The following is a 23916-nucleotide window of genomic DNA, read 5'->3' on the forward strand; positions in this document are numbered from 1 at the left end:
GCCTTCAAGACCACAACCGGGTCTTGAAGGCCGACGTCACGCGAGCCCCCGAAATAACCAACAGCGTCCTTGCCGAGCACCGGGGGCCTTCCGTATGCGGGAGCCGGTCAGTGCATCTCGCCGTCCAGCTCGTACGGGCTCACCCACCACCCGTTGCGGCAGATCCGCCCCTCCGGGTCGTGGTCGCCCTCGCCGTACTCGCCGGAGCCGGTCGTCTCGCCGTTCGGGCCGCGGAAGTACGACGTGTAGTAGTACCGGCAGCCGGAGGCGGCCGAGGCGGAGGCGAGGGGCGCGACGGCCACGGTGAGGGCCGTGGCGGCGAAGGAGGCGGCGAGGAGCGCGGGAAGCAGTCTGCGCATGGCGGTTCCTTTCTCGAATCTCGAAAGAAGGAGCGAACGGGACTGCCGGTGAGCATGGCCGACCGCGCCCCCGCCACGCCCGGGGACGCGCCCGGGGTTCACCGGACTGGGGGATGTGCCCCGGAGACCCCGGTTGTCAGTGGCTCTCCGTAGACTGGCTCTCGTGACAGCAAGCGACCCGTTCGACGAGATCATCGACTCCGAGACAGACCGCGACCCGGACCTGGCGGTCATCGAGGCCGGCAGCCGGACGCTCCGTACCCAGGGAGCGGCCCAGCGCGGCGACGACGTGCCGGGCCGCCCGGCGGACCCCGAGGTCGACCGGGCGCTGCGGGAGGTCGAGACGGAGCTCGCCGGACGCTGGGGCGAGACCAAGCTGGAGCCGTCGGTGCGGCGCATCGCCGCGCTGGTGGACGTGCTGGGGGAGCCCCAGCGCGCGTACCCCTCGATCCACATCACCGGCACCAACGGCAAGACCTCCACCGCCCGCATGATCGAGTCCCTGCTCGGCGCGTTCGACCTGCGCACGGGCCGGTACACCTCCCCGCACGTGCAGTCGATCACCGAGCGGATCAGCCTGGACGGCGCCCCCATCTCGGCGGAGCGCTTCATCGAGACGTACCAGGACATCAAGCCGTACGTGGAACTGGTCGACGCCAAGGAGGAGTTCCGGCTCTCCTTCTTCGAGGTGCTGACCGGCATGGCGTACGCCGCGTTCGCGGACGCCCCGGTCGACGTCGCCGTCGTCGAGGTCGGCATGGGCGGCAGCTGGGACGCGACGAACGTGATCGACGCGGACGTCGCCGTCGTCACGCCGATCTCCCTGGACCACACCGACCGCCTCGGGAACACGCCCGCCGAGATCGCCGGCGAGAAGGGCGGGATCATCAAGCAGGACGCGACGGTGATCCTGGCCCAGCAGCCGGTCGACGCGGCGCAGGTGCTGCTGAAGAAGGCGGTCGAGGTGGATGCCACGGTCGCCCGCGAGGGTCTTGAGTTCGGCGTCGTCAGCCGGGAGGTCGCCGTCGGCGGCCAGCTGCTGACCCTGCGCGGGCTCGGCGGTGAGTACACGGACGTGTTCCTCCCGCTGCACGGCGCCCACCAGGCGCACAACGCGGCGGTCGCCCTCGCCGCCGTGGAGGCGTTCTTCGGGGTCGGCGCCGCCCGCGTGCAGCCCCTTCTCATCGACGTCGTCCGCAAGGCGTTCGCGGCCGTCACCTCCCCGGGCCGCCTGGAGGTCGTCCGCCGCTCGCCGACCGTCGTCCTGGACGCGGCGCACAATCCGGCGGGGGCGCAGGTGACCGCCGAGGCGGTCGGTGAGGCCTTCGACTTCAGCCGGCTGATCGGGGTCGTGGGGGCGAGCGGGGACAAGGACGTGCGCGGGCTGCTCGAGGCGTTCGAGCCGATCTTCGCGGAGGTCGTCGTGACGCAGAACTCGACGGCGCGCGCGATGGACACCGACGAGCTGGCCGCCGTCGCCGTGGAGGTCTTCGGGGAGGACCGGGTCCAGGTCGAGCCCCGGCTCCCGGACGCGCTCGAGGCGGCCATCACGCTCGCCGAGGAAGAGGGCGAGTTCTCCGGCGGCGGCGTCCTGGTCACCGGCTCGGTCATCACCGTCGGCGAGGCCCGCCTGCTGCTCGGGAGGCGCTGAAGGATGCGCACGCTCTGTTCGTCGACACTCATCGGCGAGTTCTTCATCATCGGGTTCGCCGGTCTCGTCGCCATGAAGGACCCGGACCTGACCATGGCGACGGTTTGGACGGTCTGCGGGGTGCTGATGGCGTTCAGCGTCCTGCTCTGCGGTGTGGTGACCCGTCCCGGTGGCATCGCGCTGGGCTGGGCCCTCCAGATCGCGCTGGTCCTCTCCGGCTTCTTCGTCCCGGTGATGTTCTTCATGGGCGCCGTCTTCACGGCCCTGTGGTGGGCGTCGGTGCACTACGGCAGAAAGATCGAGGAATTCAAGGCGGCGCAGGCCCAGGCAGCTGACGCCGCATAAAGGAAGCACCGACACGCCCTGTAACCTCGTGCCACCGCAACCCGCAGTGGAATAAGGAGCCCTCGTGACTCAGCGCACCCTCGTCCTGCTCAAGCCCGACGCCGTTCGTCGTGGTCTGACCGGCGAGATCATCAGCCGTATCGAGCGCAAGGCCGATTGGCGGATCAGCGCGCTGGAGCTGCGCACCCTGGACCAGGAGACCCTGGAGCAGCACTACGGGGAGCACAAGGGCAAGCCGTTCTACGAGCCGTTGGTCGAGTTCATGGCGTCCGGGCCGGTCGTCGCGCTGATCGTCGAGGGGGAGCGGGTCATCGAGGGCGTGCGGCAGCTCGCCGGTCCCACCGACCCGATCGCCGCCGCGCCGGGCTCCATCCGGGGCGACTTCGGGGTCATCGTCCGGGAGAACCTGATCCACGCCTCGGACTCCGAGGAGTCGGCCGAGCGCGAGGTGAAGCTGTTCTTCCCCGGCCACAGCTGAACCGCCTTCCCCGGTCGTAAACCGACCCGCGCGAAGGTTTCGCGGATTTTTCTGACCTACCGTCAGATCGTCCGCTCGTCACACCTGGGACGGCCGTACATTTTCGGCCGTCCTTCGGCATATGCGGTGCCGATCGGGGGAACCCGTGCCCCCGATGGACCGTCTCCGCAAGCGAGGCGGGTCGGCCCGTGCTGACAATGGCGAAGACCCTCGCGCGGTGTCCGTGAAGGCGCGTCTACGATGGAGACCTTCACGTCACCGCACCCACTTCGCCGTCCTGAAAAGCCCTCAAAAGCTCGTGGGAAGGCCAGACGAATCCTGATGGGGAACTCAATGTCGTTCATCGGCCGTGACATGGCTGTCGACCTCGGGACCGCCAACACGCTGGTGTACGTCAGGGGTCGCGGGATCGTACTCAACGAGCCGTCCGTGGTCGCGATCAACACCAACACCGGTGGGATCCTCGCGGTCGGCGCGGAAGCGAAGAAGATGATCGGGCGGACGCCCGGCAACATCGTTGCCGTACGTCCGCTCAAGGACGGTGTGATCGCCGACTTCGAGATCACCGAGCGGATGCTGCGCTACTTCATCCTGAAGATCCACAAGCGCCGCTACCTCGCCCGGCCGCGAGTCGTGGTCTGCGTCCCCTCCGGCATCACCGGTGTCGAGCGCCGCGCCGTCATCGAGGCGTCGACGCAGGCCGGCGCCCGTCAGGTGCACATCATCGAGGAGCCCATGGCCGCGGCCATCGGCTCCGGCCTGCCGGTCCACGAGGCCACGGGCAACATGGTGGTGGACATCGGCGGCGGCACCACGGAGGTCGCGGTCATCTCGCTCGGCGGGATCGTCACCGCCCAGTCCATCCGCGTCGCGGGCGACGAGCTGGACAACGCGATCATCCAGCACATCAAGAAGGAGTACAGCCTCCTCCTGGGTGAGCGCACGGCCGAACAGATCAAGATCACGATCGGTTCGGCGTACGACCTCGACACCGACGAGCACACCGAAATCCGCGGCCGGGACCTCGTCTCCGGGCTGCCCAAGACCGTCGTCATCTCGGCCGCCGAGGTCCGCAAGGCGATCGAGGAACCCGTCAACGCGATCGTCGACGCGGTGAAGACGACCCTCGACAAATGCCCGCCCGAGCTGTCCGGCGACATCATGGACCGCGGCATCGTCCTGACCGGCGGCGGCGCCCTGCTGCGCGGCCTTGACGAACGGCTGCGCCGCGAGACCGGTATGCCGATCCACATCGCCGAGGACCCGCTGGACAGCGTCGCCCTCGGCTCCGGAAAGTGCGTCGAGGAGTTCGAGGCGCTCCAGCAGGTCCTGGACGCCGCGCCGCGCCGATGACGTGACGCCTCGATTCCGCCGTACGGGACGATCTCCTCTCGTACGGCGGATCGTTGATACAGAGACATCAGCTCCGCGACACAGCGACTTAAGCTCTGTCAAAGCCCTTTGTGACGATCCGTCGGTGACGAGGGGCTTTCCGAATTCCTATGAGGAAGGCACGGCCGCCGCACGTGAGGGACACACGAGAGAGCCGGCTGCTCCTGGTGCTACTGGTCGCCGTCTCGTTCGCGCTGATCACGGTCGACATCCGCGGCGGGGAGGACTCCCCGGTCGACGGCGCCCGGCAGGCCGCGGCAGCGGTTTTCGGCCCCATCGAGAACGGCGTGGCCTCCGCCGTCGACCCCGTCGGCAACGCCGTCTCCGCGGTACGCGACTCCGGTAAACGGCACGACCGGCTCGCCGCCCTGGAGAAGGAGAACGCCGCTCTCAAGGCCAAGCTCGGCAGCGACGACCGCAACCGCAGCCGGCTGACCCAGCTCGACAAGATGCTGAAGATCGCCGGCGAGGGCCAGTACGGCATCAAGGGCGCGCAGGTCATCGGCATAGGAGCGGCCCAGGGCTTCTCCTGGACGATCACCATCGACGTCGGCGCCCGCGACGGCATCCGGCGCGACATGACCGTCCTCAACGGCGACGGACTCGTCGGCCGCGTCACGACCGTCGGACCCGGCTCCTCCACGGTCCTGCTGGCCAGCGACCCCGAGTTCACCGTCGGCACCCGCATGGAGTCCTCCGACGAACTCGGCTTCGCCTCCGGACAGGGCGACCGCCCGCTGCGGGTGGAACTGCTCAACGGCAAGGCCGAGGTGAAGAAGGGCGACCGCCTGGTGACGTTCGGCTCCCAGGCCGACAAGCCCTTCGTCCCCGGCGTCCCGGTCGGCGTCGTCTCCCGCGTCGACCCCTCCGGCGGCGACCTGACCCGCACGCTGTACGTCACCCCGTACGTCAGCTTCTCCAAGCTCGACATCGTCGGAGTCGTCGTCGAGGCCCCCAAGCAGGACCCGCGCGACACGGTCCTGCCGGCCAAGCCCAAGCCGGTGCCGACGCCCACGGTGACGGTCACGGTGACGCCGGGCGCGCCGAACCCCAATGTGCAGCAGTAGGAGCTGAACCCCATGCGCGTCAACCGCATCCTGCTCTCCGCGACGCTGGTGACCGTGGCCCTGGTGGTCCAGGTCAGCGTCCTGGCCCGGCTCCACCTCCCCGGCGCCGTCCCCGACCTGCTCCTGCTGACCGTGCTGGGCCTGGCCATGGTCTACGGCCATGTCGGCGGCGCCCTCATCGGCTTCGGCGCCGGACTCCTCGCCGACCTCGCCCCGCCGGCCGACCACGCGGCGGGCCGCTACGCCCTCGTCCTGTGCGTCATCGGATACGCGGCCGGACTGATCAAACCCGAGACCGGCCGGCTGAAGTCGGCGACCGGACCGATGCTGGTCGTCGTCGCCTCCGCGATCGGCTCGACCCTGCTGTACGCGAGCGTCGGCGCCCTCGTCGGCGACACCGCCGCCCGCCATGTCGGCCTGGTCGGGCTGCTGTTCAGCGCGGCGCTGTACGACCTGCTGCTCGCGCCGTTCGTCGTCCCGGCGGTGATGTTCCTGGCCCGGCGCGCGGAGAACGACCCGCTGGCCGAGGCGAACGCGGCGTCCAAGGCGGCCGACATCTCCTCGGGCTGGCTCTCCTCGGGGACCGGCCTGCGGATCGGCGGGCAGCGCGGCAGCGGGCTGAAGGTGGGCAACGGCCTGAAGATGAAGGCGGCGCGCCGCTCGGCGGCGCGGACGGGGCGGATCAAGGGGGTCAAGAGGCTGTGAGGGGCGGGGAGTTCCTGTGGGTTCTGCCGATTTCACCCGGGCGGGCTAACGAGAGCGGAACGCGGGGCGAGAGCCCGGCCGTTCATGGGGTGTACGGACGGGGTTCTGACGAGAGGGGGCGGCGATGACGAACATTCCGGAGACCGGGCGGACGCCCAGGGTGCAGACACGGCTGGTCGTCATCCAGATCCTGGTCCTCTCCCTGCTCGGCACGCTCGGCGGACGGCTGTGGTACCTCCAGATCCGCGAGGGCGAGGAGTACGCCAAGCAGGCGTCGGGCAACCATGTGCAGCAGGTCGTCCAGCCCGCGGTGCGCGGCTCGATCCTGGACGCGCGCGGCGTCCCCCTCGCCGACAACGAGACCCGCCTGGTCGTCTCCGCGTCGCGCACGGAACTGCTGAAGCAGAAGGACGACGGCAAGGCGGTCCTGGCGAAGCTCGCGGGCGTGCTGGGCATGACGCCGGACGAGGTCCGCCAGAAGGTCCGCCTCTGCGACGCGCAGACCCCCCAGCCCTGCTGGAACGGCTCGCCCTACCAGCCCATCCCGATCACCGACGAGGCCACCCCCAAGCAGGCCCTCCAGATCCGCGAGCGCGCCGAGGACTTCCCCGGCATCACCGCCGAGCCCGAGGCCGTCCGCCGCTACCCCGCCCCCGGCCAGTCCAACACCGCCCAGGTCCTCGGCTACCTCTCCCCGGTCACGGACAACGAGATCCAGCAGGCCAAGGACAGCTCGTCCCCGTACCTGCGCTCCGACCAGGTCGGCCGCTCGGGACTCGAGCGGGAGTACGACAAGGAGCTGCGCGGCAAGGCGGGCGTCACCCGCTACGAGGTCGACAACCTCGGCCGCGTCATCGGCCAGGCCGAGGCCACCCCGGCGCAGCCCGGCGCGAACCTGGTCACGAGCATCGACGCCCGCGTCCAGCGGGTCGCGGAGTACGAGCTGAACGACGCGATGGTCGAGGCCCGCAAGCAGCTCGACCGCAACACGAACGAGAACTACAAGGCGGACTCCGGCGCGGTCGTCGTCATGGAGGCCAAGACGGGCCGGATCGTCGCCATGGCGTCCAACCCGACGTACGACCCCAACGCCTGGGTCGGCGGCATCTCCGCGAAGGACTACAAGGCGCTCACCGGCAAGGACTCCAACTACCCGCTGCTGAACCGGGCCATACAGGGTCAGTCGGCCCCGGGCTCCACGTTCAAGGTGATCTCCACGGCCGGCGCGGTGGAGGCGGGCTACGACTTCAACGGCCGCTATCCCTGCACCAGTTCGTACTCGGTCGGCGGCCAGGTCTTCAAGAACTTCGAGTCGGAGAACTTCGGCCCGATCAGCCTCGGCCGCGCCCTCGAGGTCTCCTGCGACACCGTCTTCTACGGCCTGGCCCACCAGGAGTGGCAGAAGGACGGCGGCATCAAGCCGAAGAAGAACCCCGGCGACTACTTCTTCAAGGCGGCCCACCAGTTCGGCCTCGGCAAGGAGACCGGCATCGACCTCCCCAACGAGGTCACCGGCCGCGTCCCCGACCGCCAGTGGAAGGAGAGCTACTGGAAGGCCAACAAGGACGCCTGGTGCAGGCAGGGCAAGAAGGGCGGCACGTACGTCGAGCAGATCGCGTACGAGAACTGCCTCGAAGGCAACCGGATGCGCGCCGGTGACGAGATCAACTACTCCATCGGCCAGGGCGACACCCTCGTGACGCCGATCCAGATGGCCACGATCTACGCGGCGATCTCCAACGGCGGCACGCTGTGGAACCCGACCGTCGGCAAGGCCGTCGTCAGCGCCGACGGCAAGACCACCACCGAGATCGCGCCCAAGTCCCACGGCAGGCTGCCCATAAGCAAGTCCACCCGCGACCAGATGGACGAGGCCCTCGCCGGCGTCGCCACCCAGGGCACCGCGGCCTGGCGCTTCGCCCAGGTCGGCTGGCCCCAGGCGAAGATCCCGATGCACGCCAAGACCGGCACCGCCGAGGTCTACGGCAAGCAGACGACGTCCTGGTTCGCGACCTACACCAAGGACTACGCGATCGTCATGACGATCTCCCAGGGCGGCACGGGCTCCGGCGCCTCGGGCCCGGCGGTCCGCAAGATCTACAACGCCCTGTACGGCGTGGCCGACGACGGCACGATCACCCCGAAGAACGCCCTCCTCCCCACCCCCCAGACCACCCTCCCGAAGATCCAGACGGACGGCACGATCGCCTCCCCGAAGATCGCGAAGGACCCGGCGAAGGACCAGCGGGCCAGCCAGGAGAACGCCCCGAAGCCGGACGAGGGCCAGCCGGCGGGGACGGTGCAGACGAATACGGGGGGCAACCAGAACACGCGGCGCAAGAAAACTGGGCCGAAGGGCAACGGGGTTAAGGGGCGCGGGGAACTGCGCGATCAGCCACGACGCCGCGGCACCCGCAAGACGGCAGAACGAGGCACCCCCGGTAGGCGAAAGCCCCTCCGCCGCTGGACAACTCTCCTCACCCGATTCCGGAGGTCGCCGAAGTGACCGGCAACACCTTCTCGGTCTCGGGCTACGGCCCAGAACGCGCAGGCTGGACAAGACTCCTGGCAAGGGACTCCCTCGCAAGGCGCCTGGACTGGCCGATACTGCTCTCCGCCCTGACCCTCTCCTGCATCGGCTCCCTCCTGGTCTTCTCGGCGACGAGAAACAGGACGGAGATCAACCAGGGCGACCAGTACTACTTCCTGATCCGCCACCTGATGAACACCGGCATCGGATTCGCCCTGATGCTGGCCACGGTCTGGCTAGGGCACCGCACCCTGCGCAACGCCGTCCCGATCCTGTACGGCCTGTCGGTGCTCGGCATCCTGCTGGTGCTGACCCCGCTGGGCTCGACGGTGAACGGCGCCCACTCGTGGATCGTCCTCGGCGGCGGCTTCTCCTTGCAGCCCTCGGAGTTCGTGAAGATCACGATCATCCTGGGCATGGCGATGCTGCTGGCGGCGAGGGTCGACGCGGGCGACAAGCCGTACCCCGACCACCGCACGGTGCTCCAGGCGCTGGCCCTCGCCTCGGTGCCGATGCTGATCGTCATGCTGATGCCGGACCTCGGTTCGGTCATGGTGATGGTGATGATCGTGCTGGGCGTGCTGCTGGCCTCCGGCGCCTCCAACCGCTGGATCTTCGGCCTGCTGGGCACGGGCGCGGCGGGCGCGCTGGCGGTGTGGCAGCTGGGGATCCTCGACGAGTACCAGATCGCGAGGTTCGCGGCGTTCGCCAACCCGGAGCTGGACCCGGCGGGCGTCGGCTACAACACCAACCAGGCGCGCATCGCGATCGGCTCCGGCGGCCTGACCGGCTCGGGCCTGTTCCACGGCTCGCAGACCACCGGCCAGTTCGTGCCCGAGCAGCAGACCGACTTCGTGTTCACGGTCGCGGGGGAGGAACTCGGCTTCCTCGGCGCCGGGCTGATCGTCCTCCTCCTCGGCGTGGTCCTGTGGCGGGCCTGCCGGATCGCGCGGGAGACGACGGAGCTGTACGGGACGATCGTCGCGGCCGGCATCGTCGCCTGGTTCGCCTTCCAGGCGTTCGAGAACATCGGGATGACCCTGGGGATCATGCCGGTGACGGGTCTGCCGCTGCCGTTCGTGTCGTACGGAGGGTCGTCGATGTTCGCCGTGTGGGTGGCGGTCGGGCTGTTGCAGTCGATCAGGGTGCAGCGGCCCATGTCCGCCTGAGTCGTCCTTTGCGTCCCCTTGGTCGTGAATTCATCCGGAGTTTCCCTCTGCCGCTTTGCCCCGACTCCCACTAGATTCAATTCATGGCGGAGACGAAACGCGAGATCGAGCGCAAGTACGAATCCGACGACAGCGGGCTGCCGGACCTGACCGGTGTCGCCGGAATCGCGAACGTGCTGGACAAGGGCGTCGCCGAACTGGACGCGACCTACTACGACACCCCGGACCAGCGGCTGGCCGAGTCCTCCATCACCCTGCGCCGGCGCACGGGCGGATCCGACGCCGGCTGGCACCTGAAGTTCCCGGTCGGCCCCGACGTACGGGACGAGGTCCAGGCCCCCCTCTCCGAGCACCTGCCCCGCGCGCTGGCCGGCCTGGTCAGATCCCGGGTCCGGGACGCCGAACTGGTCCCGGTGGTCCGGCTCAGGTCGGCGCGCGACGTACGGGAACTGGTCGACGCCGACGGCGGACTGCTCGCCGAGGTCAGCGTCGACTCCGTACGCGCCGAGCGGCTCAGCGGGGGCAAGGGGGCCGTGCAGTGGACGGAGATCGAGGTCGAGCTGGCCGACGGGGGTGACCCGGCCGTCCTCGACCAGGTGGAGAAGCAGCTGCGCAAGGCCGGGGTGCGGCGGTCGAAGTCGGCGTCGAAGCTGGCGCGGGCACTCGCCGAGACCGCGCCGCGCGCCCGTGGCAGGAAGTCCGGGAAGAAGCCGCCCCCGGCCGTGAAGGAGACTCCGGCGCCCACCGCCGGGGACCATGTCCTGGAGTATCTGCGGGCGCAGCGGGACGCGATCGTCGCGCTGGACCCGGCGGTGCGGCGGGACGAGTTCGACTCCGTGCACCGGATGCGGGTCGCCACCCGGCGGATGCGCAGCGCGTTCCGGTCGTACGGGAAGGTCCTCGACCGGGGGGTCACCGACCCGGTCGGGGAGGAACTGAAGTGGCTCGCCGGGGAGTTGGGGGTGGACCGGGACCAGGAGGTGCTGACCGGGCGGATCTCGGGGGCGCTGGACGAACTGCCCCGGCAACTGGTCGTGGGGCCGGTCAAGACGCGGCTGCGGACCTGGTCGCACGCCCGGCGCGGCGGCTCGCGGCGGCGGCTGATCGCCGTGCTCGACGGCAAGCGCTACCTCCAGCTCCTCGACACCCTCGACGTGCTGATCGCCGGACCGCCGCTGCGCAAGGCCGCCGGTGACAGGCCGGAGAAGGTGATCGCCGGGGCCGTGCGCAAGGACTTTGCGATGGTGTCCGCGCTGGTCGAGGAGGCGCTGGGGCGGGAGCCGGGGGCCGAGCGCGACCTCGCGCTGCACGAGGCCCGCAAGAAGGCCAAGCGGACGCGGTACGCGGCGGAGGCCGCGTTGCCGGTGCTCGGGGACGCGGCGGCCGTGACGGTGAAGAACGCCAAGGCCCTCCAGGGTCTCCTCGGCGACCACCAGGACAGCGTCATGGCCCGCGAGGCCCTGCGCGACATCGCGGCCCAGGCGCACGCCGCGAAGGAGAGCGGGTTCACGTACGGGCTGCTGTACGGCCGCGAGGAACAGCGCGCGGCCGACGCCGAGGCGCGGCTGCCGGAGCTGTGGGCGGCCGTGAGGGGCGAGGCCGGGAGCTGACGGGCGGGCGGGGGAGGCCGCCGGCCCGGGTTAGGCTGGATGGTCACCCCTGTCGGCTCCCGAAAGTTCGCGAGATGTCTGCCGAGTCGGTTTTCCCGCAGCTGGAAGCGTTGCTCCCGCACGTACAGAAGCCCATCCAGTACGTCGGCGGTGAGCTGAACTCCACCGTCAAGGAGTGGGACAGCTGCGACGTCCGTTGGGCGCTGATGTACCCCGACGCCTACGAGGTCGGGCTGCCCAACCAGGGCGTCATGATCCTCTACGAGGTGCTGAACGAGCGGGAGGGCGTCCTGGCCGAGCGCACGTACAGCGTGTGGCCGGACATGGAGGCCCTCATGCGCGAGCACGGGGTGCCCCAGTTCACCGTCGACAGCCACCGCCCGGTCGGCGCGTTCGACGTCTTCGGGCTGTCCTTCTCCACCGAGCTGGGCTACACCAACATGCTCACGGCGCTGGACCTGGCGGGCATCCCGCTGGAGGCGCGGGACCGGGGCCTGGACGACCCGATCGTCCTGGCCGGCGGGCACGCCGCGTTCAACCCCGAGCCGATCGCCGACTTCATCGACGCGGTCGTCATCGGCGACGGCGAACAGGCCGTCCTCGACATCACGGACATCGTCCGCGAGTGGAAGGCGCAGGGCCGCCCCGGAGGCCGCGAGGAGGTGCTGTTCCGGCTGGCGCGGACCGGCAGCATCTACATCCCCCGGTTCTACGACGTGGAGTACCTGGCCGACGGCCGGATCGCCCGCGTCGTGCCCAACCGCTCCGGGGTGCCGTGGCGGGTGTCGAAGCACACCGTCATGGATCTGGACGAGTGGCCCTACCCGAAGCAGCCGCTGGTGCCGCTCGCGGAGACCGTGCACGAGCGGATGTCGGTGGAGATCTTCCGCGGCTGTACGCGCGGCTGCCGCTTCTGCCAGGCCGGCATGATCACGCGGCCGGTGCGGGAGCGGTCGATCACCGGGATCGGCGAGATGGTCGAGCGCGGCCTGAAGGCGACGGGCTTCGAGGAGGTCGGCCTGCTGTCGCTGTCCTCCGCCGACCACAGCGAGATCGGCGAGGTCGCCAAGGGCCTCGCGGACCGCTACGAGGAGGACAAGATCGGCCTGTCCCTCCCGTCGACCCGCGTGGACGCCTTCAACGTCGACCTCGCCAACGAACTGACCCGCAACGGCCGCCGCTCCGGCCTGACCTTCGCCCCCGAGGGCGGCAGCGAGCGCATGCGCAAGGTCATCAACAAGATGGTCTCCGAAGAGGACCTGATCCGTACGGTGGCCACCGCGTACGGCAACGGCTGGCGGCAGGTGAAGCTGTACTTCATGTGCGGCCTGCCCACCGAGACCGACGACGACGTCCTCCAGATCGCCGACATGGCCACCAGCGTCATCGCCAAGGGCCGCGAGGTGTCCGGCCAGGGCGACATCCGCTGCACCGTCTCCATCGGCGGCTTCGTCCCCAAGCCGCACACCCCCTTCCAGTGGGCCCCGCAGCTCTCCGCCGAGGAGACCGACGCCCGCCTGACGAAGCTGCGCGACAAGATCCGCGGCGACAAGAAGTACGGCCGCTCGATCGGTTTCCGCTACCACGACGGCAAGCCCGGCATCGTGGAGGGCCTCCTCTCCCGCGGCGACCGCCGCCTCGGCGCGGTCATCCGCGCGGTGTACGAGGACGGCGGCCGCTTCGACGGCTGGCGCGAGCACTTCTCCTACGACCGCTGGATGGCCTGCGCGGACAAGGCCCTCACCGGCTCCGGCGTCGACGTCGCCTGGTACACCACCCGCGAGCGCGGCTACGAGGAGGTCCTGCCCTGGGACCACCTGGACTCAGGCCTCGACAAGGACTGGCTCTGGGAGGACTGGCAGGACGCCCTCGACGAGACCGAGGTCGAGGACTGCCGCTGGACACCGTGCTTCGACTGCGGGGTCTGCCCCGCGATGGACACGCACATCCAGATCGGCCCGACGGGCAAGAAGTTGCTGCCGCTGACGGTGAAGCAGCCCGCGACGAGCGGGCACACCCACTGAGTTGACGCACCGCCGGGCCCTTTCCCCTGGGGGAGAGGGCCCGTTCGGCTTGATACGGGCGGGTTGGCCGCATCCTTTCGGGGTGGGCCGGCGTCTGTCCTGATATGGACGTGGAGAAGCGGGGGCCGGGGGCCGAGGGGTGTCTGGTGGTGGCGGTCCGGGTTCCGGTGCGGATCGTGGTGCTGGTCGTCGTGGTGCCGGTGCGGGTGGTGTGGGACGCGGGGGTCGTCGTGGGGCGGGTCCTCCGGGACTTCGTGCTGCTGCCGCTCGGGCGGGGGGTGTCCTGGGCGGGGAAGCTTCTCCTTCTCCGGCCCGCGCTCGCGCTCTGGCGGTTCGTCGTCGTGCCGGCCGGGCGCGGTCTCCGGTGGGGCGGACGGGTGTTCGTCGCCGTGCCGCTCGGGTGGGCGTGGCGGTTCGTCCTCGTGCCGGCCGGGCGCGGTGCCGGGTGGGTCTGGGCGCGGGGGGCCGTGCCCTTGGGGCGTGGGGTGATGTGGGTGCTGCGGGGGGTGGGCGGCGGGGGTGCCTGGCTGCTGCGGCAGCTGGTGGTCGCTCCCGCCCGGTTCCTCTGCGCGTGGGTCGTGCTGCCTCTCGGGCGCGCGCTCGGGACCGCGCTGTACTGGGCCGGCTGGGTGCTGTTCGTCCCGCTGTGGCGGTGGGTGCTGGTGCCGGCGGGGCGCGTGCTGCTCGTCGTCGCGCGCGAGGCGGGGGACGCGCTCGGGCACGCCTGGCGGATCGCCGGGCGGATCTCGCTCGCCCTGTGGCGGGGGCTCGCCCAGCTCTTCCGGTGGGTGGTCGCCGAGCCCGCGCGGTGGGTCTACCGGTGGGTGCTGACCCCGGCCGGGCACGTCGTACGGGACGCGCTGGTGCGGCCCGCCGCCGCTGCCGTGCGGAGTGCGGGGCGCGTCTGCCGGGAAGTGCTCGGCGCTGGCCGGGAGACCTTCCGGCAGGTGCGCGGGGAGCTGCGGCGGGCGCTGTCCGGGGGGACCCGGGAGAAGGAAGCCGTGGGCCGGCGGGAACCCGGGGGCCCGGACGGACGTACTCTTGGTAGAAGTACGACCGCTCTCACTAAGGACTAGAACACTGGGCAAGCGACAGCCCGAAGGCCCGCCGCCCGCTCCCGCGGTGCAGCGCATCCGACTGCGCTACACCAAGCGCGGCCGCCTCCGGTTCACCAGCCACCGTGACTTCCAGCGCGCCTTCGAGCGGGCGCTGCGCCGCGCCGAGGTGCCCATGGCGTACTCGGCGGGGTTCACCCCGCACCCGAAGGTCTCGTACGCCAATGCCGCACCCACCGGCACGGGCAGTGAGGCGGAGTACCTGGAGATCGCGCTCACGGCGGCCCGGGACCCCGAGACCCTGCGGGCGCTGCTCGACGAGTCGCTGCCCCCGGGGCTCGACGTCATCGACGCCGTCGAGGCCCGTACCTCCGGCCTCGCCGACCGGCTCACCGCCTCCGAATGGGAGCTGCGGCTGACCGGGGTGGACGCGGACGCGGCGCGCAAGGCGGTCGACGCCTTCAACGCCGCCGAACTCGTCGAGGTGCAGCGGGCCACCAAGAACGGGGTGCGGAATTTCGACGCCCGCGCCGCTGTCGTACATCTCGGAACCACGCAGAGTGAAGCGGCTGATAGGCCGACCGACCAGCCCTGTGCGATACTGCGGCTGGTTGTTCGGCACGTGACGCCTGCCGTGCGACCCGACGACGTCCTGTCCGGTCTCCGCGCCGTGGCCGACCTGGCGCCGCCGGTCCCCGCAGCGGTGACCAGGCTGGCGCAGGGGCTGCTCGATGAAGAGACCGGCACGGTGACCGACCCGCTCGCGCCCGACCGCGAGGCAGCGGTGGCCCCCTCAACGGCCGAACCGACTGCCGCCGCGAAGGCGCCGGCGTAGGGAAGGTCCTCAGAAGGACGGACGTCGTAGCGCCGCCCTCGTACTCGGGAGCCACCTGGGTCGGGCAGCGCACCGACCACAAGACTTTCGCCAGGCCGTACGCAACATGGCGTGCGGAACCGGCGAGACAGGACACGGAAAGCTCCCGTGCGGCGCCCGCGCCCCGGGTCGGCGGTGAACGCGATGCGCGTGCCGCGGACGTCAGCGGTGACCGGCCCTCATGGCCGGCGCCGGACCAGGTGCGGCGCCCGGGAGCCTGACGGGAGAAACGCCCGCATGCTCGAACCGACCGAACCCGCCGAGGGTTTTGAACCGAATACTCCCAGCGACACTCTGCCGCCGCGTCGTCGGCGCCGTGCCGCGTCCCGACCGGCCGGTCCGCCCGCCGGTCCGCTCGCCGGAGATGCCTCCGCCGAGAGTGCCGCCGCCATACAGGCCGCTGCTGAGGTGACCTCCTCTGTCGAGGCAGTCGAGGCCGCTGAGGTTGGCGAGGCTGTTGAGGCTGTTGAGGCGGCCTCCACCTCCTCCGATGCTTCCGCTTCCGCTTCCGCTTCCGCCGAGCAGCAGGCCGACGCGCCTGTTGAGGCTGCTCAGCGCGGTCGGCGGCGGGCCACCCGGCGGGCTTCCGCGCCGGCCGGTACGCCCAAGGGAGGCGAGGAGGCTCAGGGCACTGAGACCGTCGTCGCCGCTCCGGCCGCTGTCGAAGAGACCGCTGCTGCTGAGGCCGTCGAAGAGGCTTCCGCTCCGCGGTCCCGGCGGCGTGCGACCCGGCGGGCTTCCGCGCCTGCCGGTACGCCCAAGGGCGCTGAGGACGAGGCTGTCGTCGCCGAGGCCGTCGCCGTAGCGCCCGTCGCTGTCGTCGAGGAAGCGCCTGCCGCTGTCGCCGAGCCGGCCGCCGAGGCTTCCGCCGAGGACGCCGGCCCGCGCCGCCGCCGTGTCACCCGCCGCGCCTCCGCGCCGGCCGGTGCGCCCACGAAGGCTGCCGAGGCCCCGGCCGCTGCTGAGGCTCCGGCCGCCGTGGCCGCCGAGCAGACCGCGGCTCCCCAGACCCGGGCCACCCGGGCTCGGGCCGCTCAGGCTCAGCCCGTTCAGACTCCGGTCGCCCAAGCCGCTGCCCCGGCGCGCGCCACCGCCGCTCCGGCCCGCGCCGCCACCCCGGTGCTCGCCGAGGCCCCCGCCGACGAAGACGCCTCCCCCCGCCGTTCCTCCCGCCGTCGTGTGGTCCGCAAGGCCGCCGGTGGGTTCTCGGCGCCCGAGCCCGCGTCCTTCGGTGACGACCGGAAGCGGCCCGCCCGCCCGGCCGTCGCCGTGTTCCAGGCGCCGGTCTTCGCCGAGCCCATGTTCCAGACCCCGCAGCGCGCCGCCGCCGAGGCCGCCGCCGCGGAGGCCGAAGCCGAGGTTGAGGTTGAGGCCGAGATCGAGGAGCCGGAGGTCGTCGTCGCCGAGCCCGTCCGGCTGCCCGCCGAGGTCGCCGAGGCCGTCGACGCCGATGAGCAGTCCGGCTCCGGACGCCGTCGCCGTCGCCGTCGCGGCGCCGCCCCGGCCGAGGAGGCCGCCGAGACCTCCCGCGTCTCCGAAGCCCCCGCGGCCCCCGTCTCCGCCCCCGCCCCCGTCGCCATCGAGCCCGAGGACGAGGCCGACGAGGACACCGACCCCGAGGACTCCGTCGACGACGAGGCCGAGGAGACCGGGTCCCGCCGGCGCCGCCGCCGCGGTGGCCGCCGCCGTCGTCGCGGTGACGCGCACGACGACGACGGGCACGACGACGAGGCCGCCGCCGAGCAGGCCGCGCAGGACGCCGAGGACACCGCCGAGCAGGACGACGAGGACGCCGACGACGAGGGCGGCTCCGCCTCCACCGCCGGCAGCCGGCGCCGTCGGCGCCGCCGTCGCCGCGCCGGGGACTCCGGCGGCGACGCCGAGCAGGCCGGTGACGGTGACCCGGAGCGCACGGTCGTCAAGGTCCGCGAGCCGCGCAAGCAGTCCGAGCCGTCCGACGAGGTGCAGTCCATCAAGGGCTCGACCCGTCTTGAGGCCAAGAAGCAGCGCCGCCGCGAGGGGCGCGAGCAGGGGCGCCGGCGCGTTCCGATCATCACCGAGGCCGAGTTCCTGGCCCGCCGCGAGGCCGTCGAGCGCGTGATGGTCGTACGCCAGCACGGCGACCGTACGCAGATCGGTGTCCTGGAGGACGGGGTGCTCGTCGAGCACTACGTCAACAAGGAGCAGTCGACCTCGTACGTCGGCAACGTCTACCTCGGCAAGGTGCAGAACGTGCTGCCCTCCATGGAGGCCGCGTTCATCGACATCGGCAAGGGGCGCAACGCCGTCCTGTACGCCGGTGAGGTCAACTTCGAGGCGCTCGGGATGGGCAACGGGCCGCGTCGGATCGAGTCGGCGCTGAAGTCCGGGCAGTCCGTGCTCGTGCAGGTCACGAAGGACCCGATCGGGCACAAGGGCGCGCGGCTGACCAGCCAGGTCTCGCTGCCGGGGCGCTACCTCGTGTACGTCCCCGAGGGCTCCATGACCGGCATCAGCCGCAAGCTGCCCGACACCGAGCGGGCCCGGCTGAAGAGCATCCTCAAGAAGATCGTCCCCGAGGACGCGGGCGTCATCGTCCGTACGGCCGCCGAGGGCGCCAGCGAGGACGAGCTGCGCCGCGACGTCGAACGGCTCCAGGCGCAGTGGGAGGACATCCAGAAGAAGGCCAAGAGCGGCAACGCGCCCGTGCTGCTCTACGGCGAGCCGGACATGACCGTCCGGGTCGTGCGGGACATCTTCAACGAGGACTTCACCAAGGTCATCGTCAGCGGTGACGAGGCCTGGCAGACGATCCACGGGTACGTCTCCCACGTCGCCCCCGACCTCGCCGGGCGGCTGTCGCGGTGGACGTCCGAGGTCGACGTCTTCGCCACCTACCGCATCGACGAGCAGCTCTCCAAGGCCCTCGACCGCAAGGTCTGGCTGCCGAGCGGCGGTTCGCTGGTCATCGACCGGACCGAGGCGATGGTCGTCGTCGACGTCAACACCGGGAAGTTCACCGGTCAGGGCGGCAACCTCGAAGAGACCGTCACGCGCAACAACCTGGAGGCGGCCGAGGAGATCGTCCGCCAGCTGCGGCTGCGCGACCTCGGCGGCATCATCGTCATCGACTTCATCGACATGGTCCTGGAGTCCAACCGCGACCTGGTCCTGCGCCGGCTGCTGGAGTGCCTGGGCCGCGACCGTACGAAGCACCAGGTCGCCGAGGTGACCTCGCTGGGCCTGGTCCAGATGACCCGCAAGCGGGTCGGCCAGGGTCTGCTGGAGTCCTTCTCCGAGACCTGCGTCCACTGCAACGGCCGGGGCGTCATCGTCCACCTCGACCAGCCCTCGTCCCCCGCGGGCGGCGGCAAGCGCAAGAAGCGCGGGCACGGGCATGAGCACGACGCCGTCGAGCCGGTCGCCGAGGCTTCGGCGCCGGTCGAGGAGACCGTGGCGGAGGTCGTCGCCGAGGTCGCCGAGCCTGTGGCGCTTCCGGCGCCTGAGTTCGAGCCGGACGAGGAGCTGTACAGCAGCGTCGCCGAGGCCGAGGCCGCTGCGTCCCGTGGGCGTGGGCGGCGGCGGGCTCGCCGGGCCGCTTCCGCTCCTGCGGGGGCGCCTGCTTCCCGTAGGCGGGGGAGTGAGGTTGAGGCTGAGGTGGCTCCGGTTGCCGAGGTGGCTTCGGTCGTCGAGGCCGAGCCTGAGGTCGTCGCTGAGGCTGTCGTCGTAGCCGCCGAGCCGGTCGCCGTCGAGGAAGCTGTCGTCGAGGCCGCTCCTCAGGGGCGGGCGCGGCGGCGGGCCACCCGGAAGGCGTCCGCGCCGGCCGGGTCGCCCGCGGGTGCCGAGGCCGCTGTGACGGTCGTCGAGGCTGCTCCGGTCGAGGTCGTGGCCGAGGCTGTCGTCGAGGCTGAGCCGGTCGCTGAGGACGTTGTGGCTGAAGCTGCTCCCGCGGCGCGTCCGCGGCGGCGGGCCGTGCGCAAGGAGACCGCTCCTGCCGCGTCCGAGGAGACGGCCGTGCTGGTCGTGCCCTCGGCTGTGACGGAGGAGGCTCCTGCGGAGGCTGAGGCCGAGGCCGCTCCTGCCAAGAAGACGGCCGCTCGGAAGACCGCCAAGAAGGCTCCGGCGAAGAAGGCCGCCACGGCCGCCAAGAAGACGGCGGCCAAGAAGACGACCACGGCCGCCAAGAAGACCGCTGCCAAGAAGACGACGGCGAAGAAGGCGACCACCAAGGCCGCCGCCGCGAAGAAGACCGCCAAGACGGCGGCTGCGGCTTCGTCTTCCGCCGCGGTCGACGAGAGCTGAGCCCGGGGTTCTTTTCGAGGGCGGGGAGCGCCGGTGCGAGCCGGTTCTCCCCGCCTTCCCCGTTTCCGGCCCGGGACCCGGTTTGACCATTACGGGTGACAGCTCGTAGCCTGGGTCGTCGGCGTGTCAGTAGTAGGCGCGCCACATCTCCGTAAACCTTTCTTCCTTCCGGGCGCGGCTCGTGACCGGGAGAGGCTGCTCCGTGACGTCACCGGGCGGCTGGCCTGCGGGGGTGCCGTTCTCCGAGCGAAAGAGAGATCCGCGTGTACGCCATCGTGCGCAGCGGTGGTCGCCAGCACAAGGTTGCTGTCGGCGACATCGTCGAGGTTGACAAGATTTCCACCGCCAAGGTTGGCGACACGGTCGAGCTCTCGACCCTGCTCGTTGTCGACGGCGACGCTGTGACCAGCGACCCGTGGGTGCTGGCCGGTATCAAGGTCGAGGCCGAGGTCGTGGACCACCACAAGGGTGTCAAGATCGACATCCTTCGCTACAAGAACAAGACCGGTTACCGCCGTCGCCAGGGTCACCGTCAGCAGTACACGGCGATCAAGGTCACGTCCATCCCGACGGCCGCGAAGTAAAGAGGGACTGAGCAATGGCACACAAGAAGGGCGCATCGTCCACCCGGAACGGTCGCGACTCCAATGCCCAGCGGCTCGGCGTGAAGCGCTTCGGCGGTCAGGTCGTCAGCGCGGGTGAGATCCTGGTCCGTCAGCGCGGTACGCACTTCCACCCGGGTTCGGGTGTCGGGCGTGGCGGCGACGACACGCTGTTCGCGCTTCAGCCCGGTGCGGTGGAGTTCGGTACCCACCGTGGCCGCAAGGTCGTGAACATCGTTCCGGTCGCCTGAATCGGTTGATCGGAAGCTTTTTCGAAAGCTTCGGGTGAGGCTTTCAAGGAAGCTCATCGAAGGCTTTTCGCGAGGCGGACCTCACTTCCCGTTCGGGAAGGCGGGTCCGCCTTTCGCGTGTTGACATAGGTAGTACTTGTTTCTTCTTTGGAGGCACTGAACCATGACCACCTTCGTGGACCGCGTCGAACTGCATGTCGCCGCGGGTAACGGAGGCCACGGCTGTGCCTCCGTCCACCGTGAGAAGTTCAAGCCGCTCGGCGGGCCCGACGGCGGGAACGGCGGGCGGGGCGGGGACGTCATCCTCACCGTCGACCAGTCCGTCACGACGCTTCTCGACTACCACCACTCGCCGCATCGCAAGGCGACCAACGGCAAGCCCGGTGAGGGCGGCAACCGGTCCGGCAAGGACGGGCAGGACCTCGTCCTTCCCGTGCCGGACGGCACTGTCGTCCTCGACCGGGCCGGCAACGTCCTCGCGGACCTCGTCGGGCACGGGACCTCGTACGTGGCCGCGCAGGGCGGGCGGGGCGGGCTCGGGAACGCCGCCCTCTCCTCCGCTCGGCGCAAGGCGCCCGGGTTCGCGTTGCTGGGGGTGCCCGGGGATCTCGGGGAGATCGTCCTTGAGCTGAAGACCGTCGCCGACGTCGCGCTGGTCGGGTACCCGAGTGCGGGGAAGTCCTCGCTGATCTCCGTGCTCTCCGCGGCGAAGCCGAAGATTGCCGACTATCCGTTCACGACTCTCGTCCCCAACCTCGGTGTCGTCACGGCCGGTTCGACCGTCTATACGATCGCCGACGTTCCCGGGCTGATTCCCGGGGCCAGTCAGGGCAAGGGGCTTGGGCTCGAGTTTCTTCGGCATGTCGAGCGGTGCAGTGTTCTTGTGCATGTGCTCGACACCGCGACGCTTGAGTCCGAGCGGGATCCCGTCTCCGATCTCGACATCATCGAGGAGGAGTTGCGGCAGTACGGCGGGCTCAGCAACCGGCCTCGGATCGTCGTTCTGAACAAGATCGATGTTCCTGACGGCAAGGATCTCGCCGAGATGGTGCGGCCGGAGCTGGAGGCGCGCGGGTATCAGGTGTTCGAGGTGTCCGCCGTCGCGCACATCGGGTTGCGGGAGCTGTCGTTCGCGCTGGCGGAGATGGTGGGGCGGGCGCGGGCGGCTAAGCCGAAGGAAGAGGCTACGCGGATCGTGATCCGGCCCAAGGCCGTGGATGACGCCGGGTTCACCGTTGTCCGTGAGGAGGACGGGCTGTACCGGGTGCGGGGGGAGAAGCCGGAGCGCTGGGTGCGGCAGACCGACTTCAACAACGATGAGGCGGTCGGGTATCTGGCGGACCGGCTGAATCGGCTCGGGGTGGAGGAGGAGCTGATGAAGGCGGGGGCTCGGTCGGGGGACGGGGTGGCTATCGGGCCTGAGGACAATGCGGTGGTCTTCGACTGGGAGCCGACGGTGATGGCGGGGGCGGAGATGCTCGGCCGGCGTGGCGAGGACCACCGCTTCGACGCACCCCGGCCCGCGACTCAGCGCCGGCGCGACAAGCAGGCGGAACGGGACGAGGCGACCCAGGAGTTCGAGGGGTTCGAGCCGTTCTAGGGGGCGTGTAGGGGTGGGGGAGCTGTGGTTCGGCGGCTGCGGGTTCGCCGTGGCTGGTCGCGCCCACGCGGCGGAGCCGCAAATCGATACAGCCCGCGCCCCTGAAAACGCCTTCGGCCGCCCCCCGCTTCGCCGCCTGCCCTCTCCCGTCCCCCATAGGCCCCAATGACCAACCCCAACTGGGACGACCCCCGCCCCTACGACGACGCCGTCCGGCGGGCCGACAAAGCCGCTCGGCTCGGCTGGTGGGCCATCGCCGGGGTCTCCAGTGCGCTCGGATGTGCGCTGATCGTCCTCGTCGTTCTCGGGGTGCTTCTTTTTGCCGCGATGGTCTATCTCGTCATGTCCCTGAACTCCTGAGGACAGCGAAGGGCCCGCCCAATCTCCGACAGGAGTCTGGGCGGGCCCTTCTTACATGCTCTCCGCTACGCCACCGGCTCCGGCGTAGCCTTCTTCTCCCTGCCCCACCTCGGCCTTGCCGCCAGCAGTGGCAGTGTCATGATGCCCAGGAACATCGGGGCGAACATGTAGCGGGCCAGGGGGGCCGGGTTGGCTGCTACTACCGTCAGTTGGAGGGCCAGGGGGATGGACATCATCGCCACCGGGGCCCATGTGCGCTGGCGGCGGGAGAACCACAGGAAGACTCCGTAGGCCGCGTAGCACCAGATCGCGCCGCGGAAGAGGAGCCACTGGAGCTGCGGAGCCTTGGTCGCCTTCCAGGTGAAGTACGCCGCGTTGTGGAGCGTGTCGCTCAGGGGGCGGATCTTCAGTTCGGGGCGGTAGGGGCTGTCCCGCATCTGGGGGTTCCAGTCGGCCCAGCCGTACAGGTTCTTCGGGACCGACGGGACCGTGATGAGGGTGTTGCCGTCCATCGACGCCGGACCCGGGAAGATGCCCCACGCGATCTGGGAGCGGCACAGGCGGGCGCCGATCAGCTGGTCCGGGGTGCGCTTGAGAACGCGGCCCCACAGATCCAGCAACTCGGTGTTCAGCTCCGCCGCCTTCTTGCGGTTCATCGGCTTCTGCATCGCCCAGTCGGCGTTCCAGCAGTTCGCCGCCCGGCCGCCCCAGTGGGAGAGCGGCGCCACCTCGGCCATGAGCTTCTTGTCCGCCGTCGTGAACGTCCACGGCGCCTTGCCGTACGCCACCGCGATGTCCGCGTAGTTCAGCGCGTAGACCTGGTCCTTCGTCGGCGTGATGACGCCCAGCGCCGGATAGATGACCAGTTGCAGCGCCGCCGAGACGACCGTGGGGATCACGGTCGCCACCAGCATCGCGCGCCGCATCTTCGGCAGGACCAGCAGCAGCACCGGACACGCGATGACCGCGACGAGCAGGCCGTTGTTGCGGAACAGGCCCATCATCAGGAAGCCGACGAACAGGACGATCACCTGGTCGCGGAACGCCTTGTCCTTCACCGCCTGCCGGCCCCGCATCCGGCGCGCCACCAGCCGCCCCGACGCCCCGAACGCCAGCAGCGCGCCGATGACGAAGGGGACGTCCTTCCAGATGAAGATGGTGAACGTGCCGATCGACGGCAGCACCGCGCAGCCCAGCGCGGCGAGCGCGCTCCACTTGCCCGGCACCCCGAAGTGCCGCAGCGTCACCGCCACATAGGCGAGGGCCACCGCCATGCCGATGGTCTGCGCGAAGGTCAGCAGGGCCAGATCACCCGTGACGTTCAGCGAGATCCAGACCAGGCCGTCGTACGCCACGGAATGGTTCGACATCCAGTGGTTCGTCGTGACGTGCCAGACGTACGAGATGGAGTCGTAGCTCATCCCGCCCGGATAGAAGGCCGCCCACCACAGGAGGAAGACGAACTGGGTGCTCGCGTACACCGTCAGGGGCAGGCGGCGTTTGGGCGGGATGCGGTTCCAGGCCTCTCTGAGGCGGGTCCGCGAGACGGCGGTGACAGACAAC

Annotated in this window: 19 protein-coding genes; 17 read left to right on the plus strand and 2 right to left on the minus strand. The window is 70.5% G+C overall.

Annotation, left to right across the window (positions count from 1 at the left end; all coding sequences use genetic code 11):
• Positions 1–107: 107 nt before the first annotated feature.
• Positions 108–359, minus strand: a complete 252-nt coding sequence (locus ACYUD3_RS24095) for a hypothetical protein (RefSeq protein WP_470973285.1) — start codon at positions 357–359, stop codon at positions 108–110.
• A gap of 163 nt (positions 360–522) precedes the next feature.
• On the opposite strand from ACYUD3_RS24095, the gene folC reads away from it, so the two are divergent.
• The 17 genes from folC (at position 523) to ACYUD3_RS24180 (ending at position 22353) form a co-directional block, all read left to right on the plus strand.
• Positions 523–2010, plus strand: a complete 1488-nt coding sequence (folC, locus tag ACYUD3_RS24100) for a bifunctional tetrahydrofolate synthase/dihydrofolate synthase (RefSeq protein WP_470973287.1) — start codon at positions 523–525, stop codon at positions 2008–2010.
• Between the two features lie 3 nt (positions 2011–2013).
• The gene (locus ACYUD3_RS24105; RefSeq protein ID WP_470973290.1) at positions 2014–2355 is read left to right on the plus strand and encodes a DUF4233 domain-containing protein; all 342 of its coding nucleotides are present in this window, start codon (positions 2014–2016) and stop codon (positions 2353–2355) included.
• Positions 2356–2419: 64 nt separating this feature from the next.
• Entirely contained in the window at positions 2420–2833 is a 414-nt protein-coding gene (gene ndk, locus ACYUD3_RS24110) for a nucleoside-diphosphate kinase (protein ID WP_470973293.1), read from the plus strand.
• A 333-nt stretch (positions 2834–3166) separates the two neighbouring features.
• Positions 3167–4186: a rod shape-determining protein gene (locus ACYUD3_RS24115; RefSeq protein ID WP_110628156.1), complete on the plus strand. Its 1020-nt coding sequence runs from the start codon at positions 3167–3169 to the stop codon at positions 4184–4186.
• A gap of 173 nt (positions 4187–4359) precedes the next feature.
• Positions 4360–5292: a rod shape-determining protein MreC gene (mreC, locus tag ACYUD3_RS24120; RefSeq protein ID WP_470973296.1), complete on the plus strand. Its 933-nt coding sequence runs from the start codon at positions 4360–4362 to the stop codon at positions 5290–5292.
• A gap of 12 nt (positions 5293–5304) precedes the next feature.
• Positions 5305–5997, plus strand: coding sequence for a rod shape-determining protein MreD (mreD, locus tag ACYUD3_RS24125; RefSeq protein WP_470973299.1), 693 nt, complete (start codon positions 5305–5307; stop codon positions 5995–5997).
• A gap of 124 nt (positions 5998–6121) precedes the next feature.
• Positions 6122–8503: a penicillin-binding protein 2 gene (gene mrdA / locus ACYUD3_RS24130; protein ID WP_470973302.1), complete on the plus strand. Its 2382-nt coding sequence runs from the start codon at positions 6122–6124 to the stop codon at positions 8501–8503.
• Complete coding sequence (rodA, locus tag ACYUD3_RS24135) at positions 8500–9696, plus strand: rod shape-determining protein RodA (protein WP_470973305.1); 1197 nt, start codon at positions 8500–8502, stop codon at positions 9694–9696. Before mrdA ends, rodA begins: the two co-directional genes overlap by 4 nt.
• An 83-nt stretch (positions 9697–9779) precedes the next feature.
• Complete coding sequence (locus tag ACYUD3_RS24140; RefSeq protein WP_470973308.1) at positions 9780–11306, plus strand: CYTH and CHAD domain-containing protein; 1527 nt, start codon at positions 9780–9782, stop codon at positions 11304–11306.
• 74 nt (positions 11307–11380) lie between these two features.
• The gene (locus tag ACYUD3_RS24145) at positions 11381–13330 is read left to right on the plus strand and encodes a TIGR03960 family B12-binding radical SAM protein (RefSeq protein ID WP_470973311.1); all 1950 of its coding nucleotides are present in this window, start codon (positions 11381–11383) and stop codon (positions 13328–13330) included.
• A gap of 104 nt (positions 13331–13434) precedes the next feature.
• On the plus strand, positions 13435–14406 hold the full coding sequence (locus ACYUD3_RS24150) for a hypothetical protein (RefSeq protein ID WP_470973314.1): 972 nt from the start codon (positions 13435–13437) through the stop codon (positions 14404–14406).
• Between the two features lie 46 nt (positions 14407–14452).
• Positions 14453–15220, plus strand: coding sequence for a TIGR03936 family radical SAM-associated protein (locus ACYUD3_RS24155; RefSeq protein ID WP_470973317.1), 768 nt, complete (start codon positions 14453–14455; stop codon positions 15218–15220).
• Positions 15221–15496: 276 nt separating this feature from the next.
• Positions 15497–19540, plus strand: coding sequence for an Rne/Rng family ribonuclease (locus ACYUD3_RS24160; protein WP_470973320.1), 4044 nt, complete (start codon positions 15497–15499; stop codon positions 19538–19540).
• A gap of 263 nt (positions 19541–19803) precedes the next feature.
• Entirely contained in the window at positions 19804–20124 is a 321-nt protein-coding gene (rplU, locus tag ACYUD3_RS24165; RefSeq protein WP_402585564.1) for a 50S ribosomal protein L21, read from the plus strand.
• 14 nt (positions 20125–20138) lie between these two features.
• Entirely contained in the window at positions 20139–20393 is a 255-nt protein-coding gene (gene rpmA, locus ACYUD3_RS24170) for a 50S ribosomal protein L27 (protein WP_388966694.1), read from the plus strand.
• A gap of 163 nt (positions 20394–20556) precedes the next feature.
• A complete protein-coding gene (gene obgE / locus ACYUD3_RS24175; RefSeq protein WP_470973323.1) occupies positions 20557–21993 on the plus strand; it encodes a GTPase ObgE in 1437 nt (478 codons plus the stop codon).
• A 165-nt stretch (positions 21994–22158) separates the two neighbouring features.
• A complete protein-coding gene (locus ACYUD3_RS24180; protein ID WP_470973326.1) occupies positions 22159–22353 on the plus strand; it encodes a hypothetical protein in 195 nt (64 codons plus the stop codon).
• A 65-nt stretch (positions 22354–22418) separates the two neighbouring features.
• On the opposite strand, the gene ACYUD3_RS24185 is transcribed toward ACYUD3_RS24180, so the two are convergent.
• Complete coding sequence (locus tag ACYUD3_RS24185) at positions 22419–23915, minus strand: DUF6020 family protein (RefSeq protein ID WP_470973329.1); 1497 nt, start codon at positions 23913–23915, stop codon at positions 22419–22421.
• Between the last annotated feature and the right edge of the window lies 1 nt (position 23916).

This window comes from Streptomyces sp. AMJ-169, from assembly GCF_055597585.1.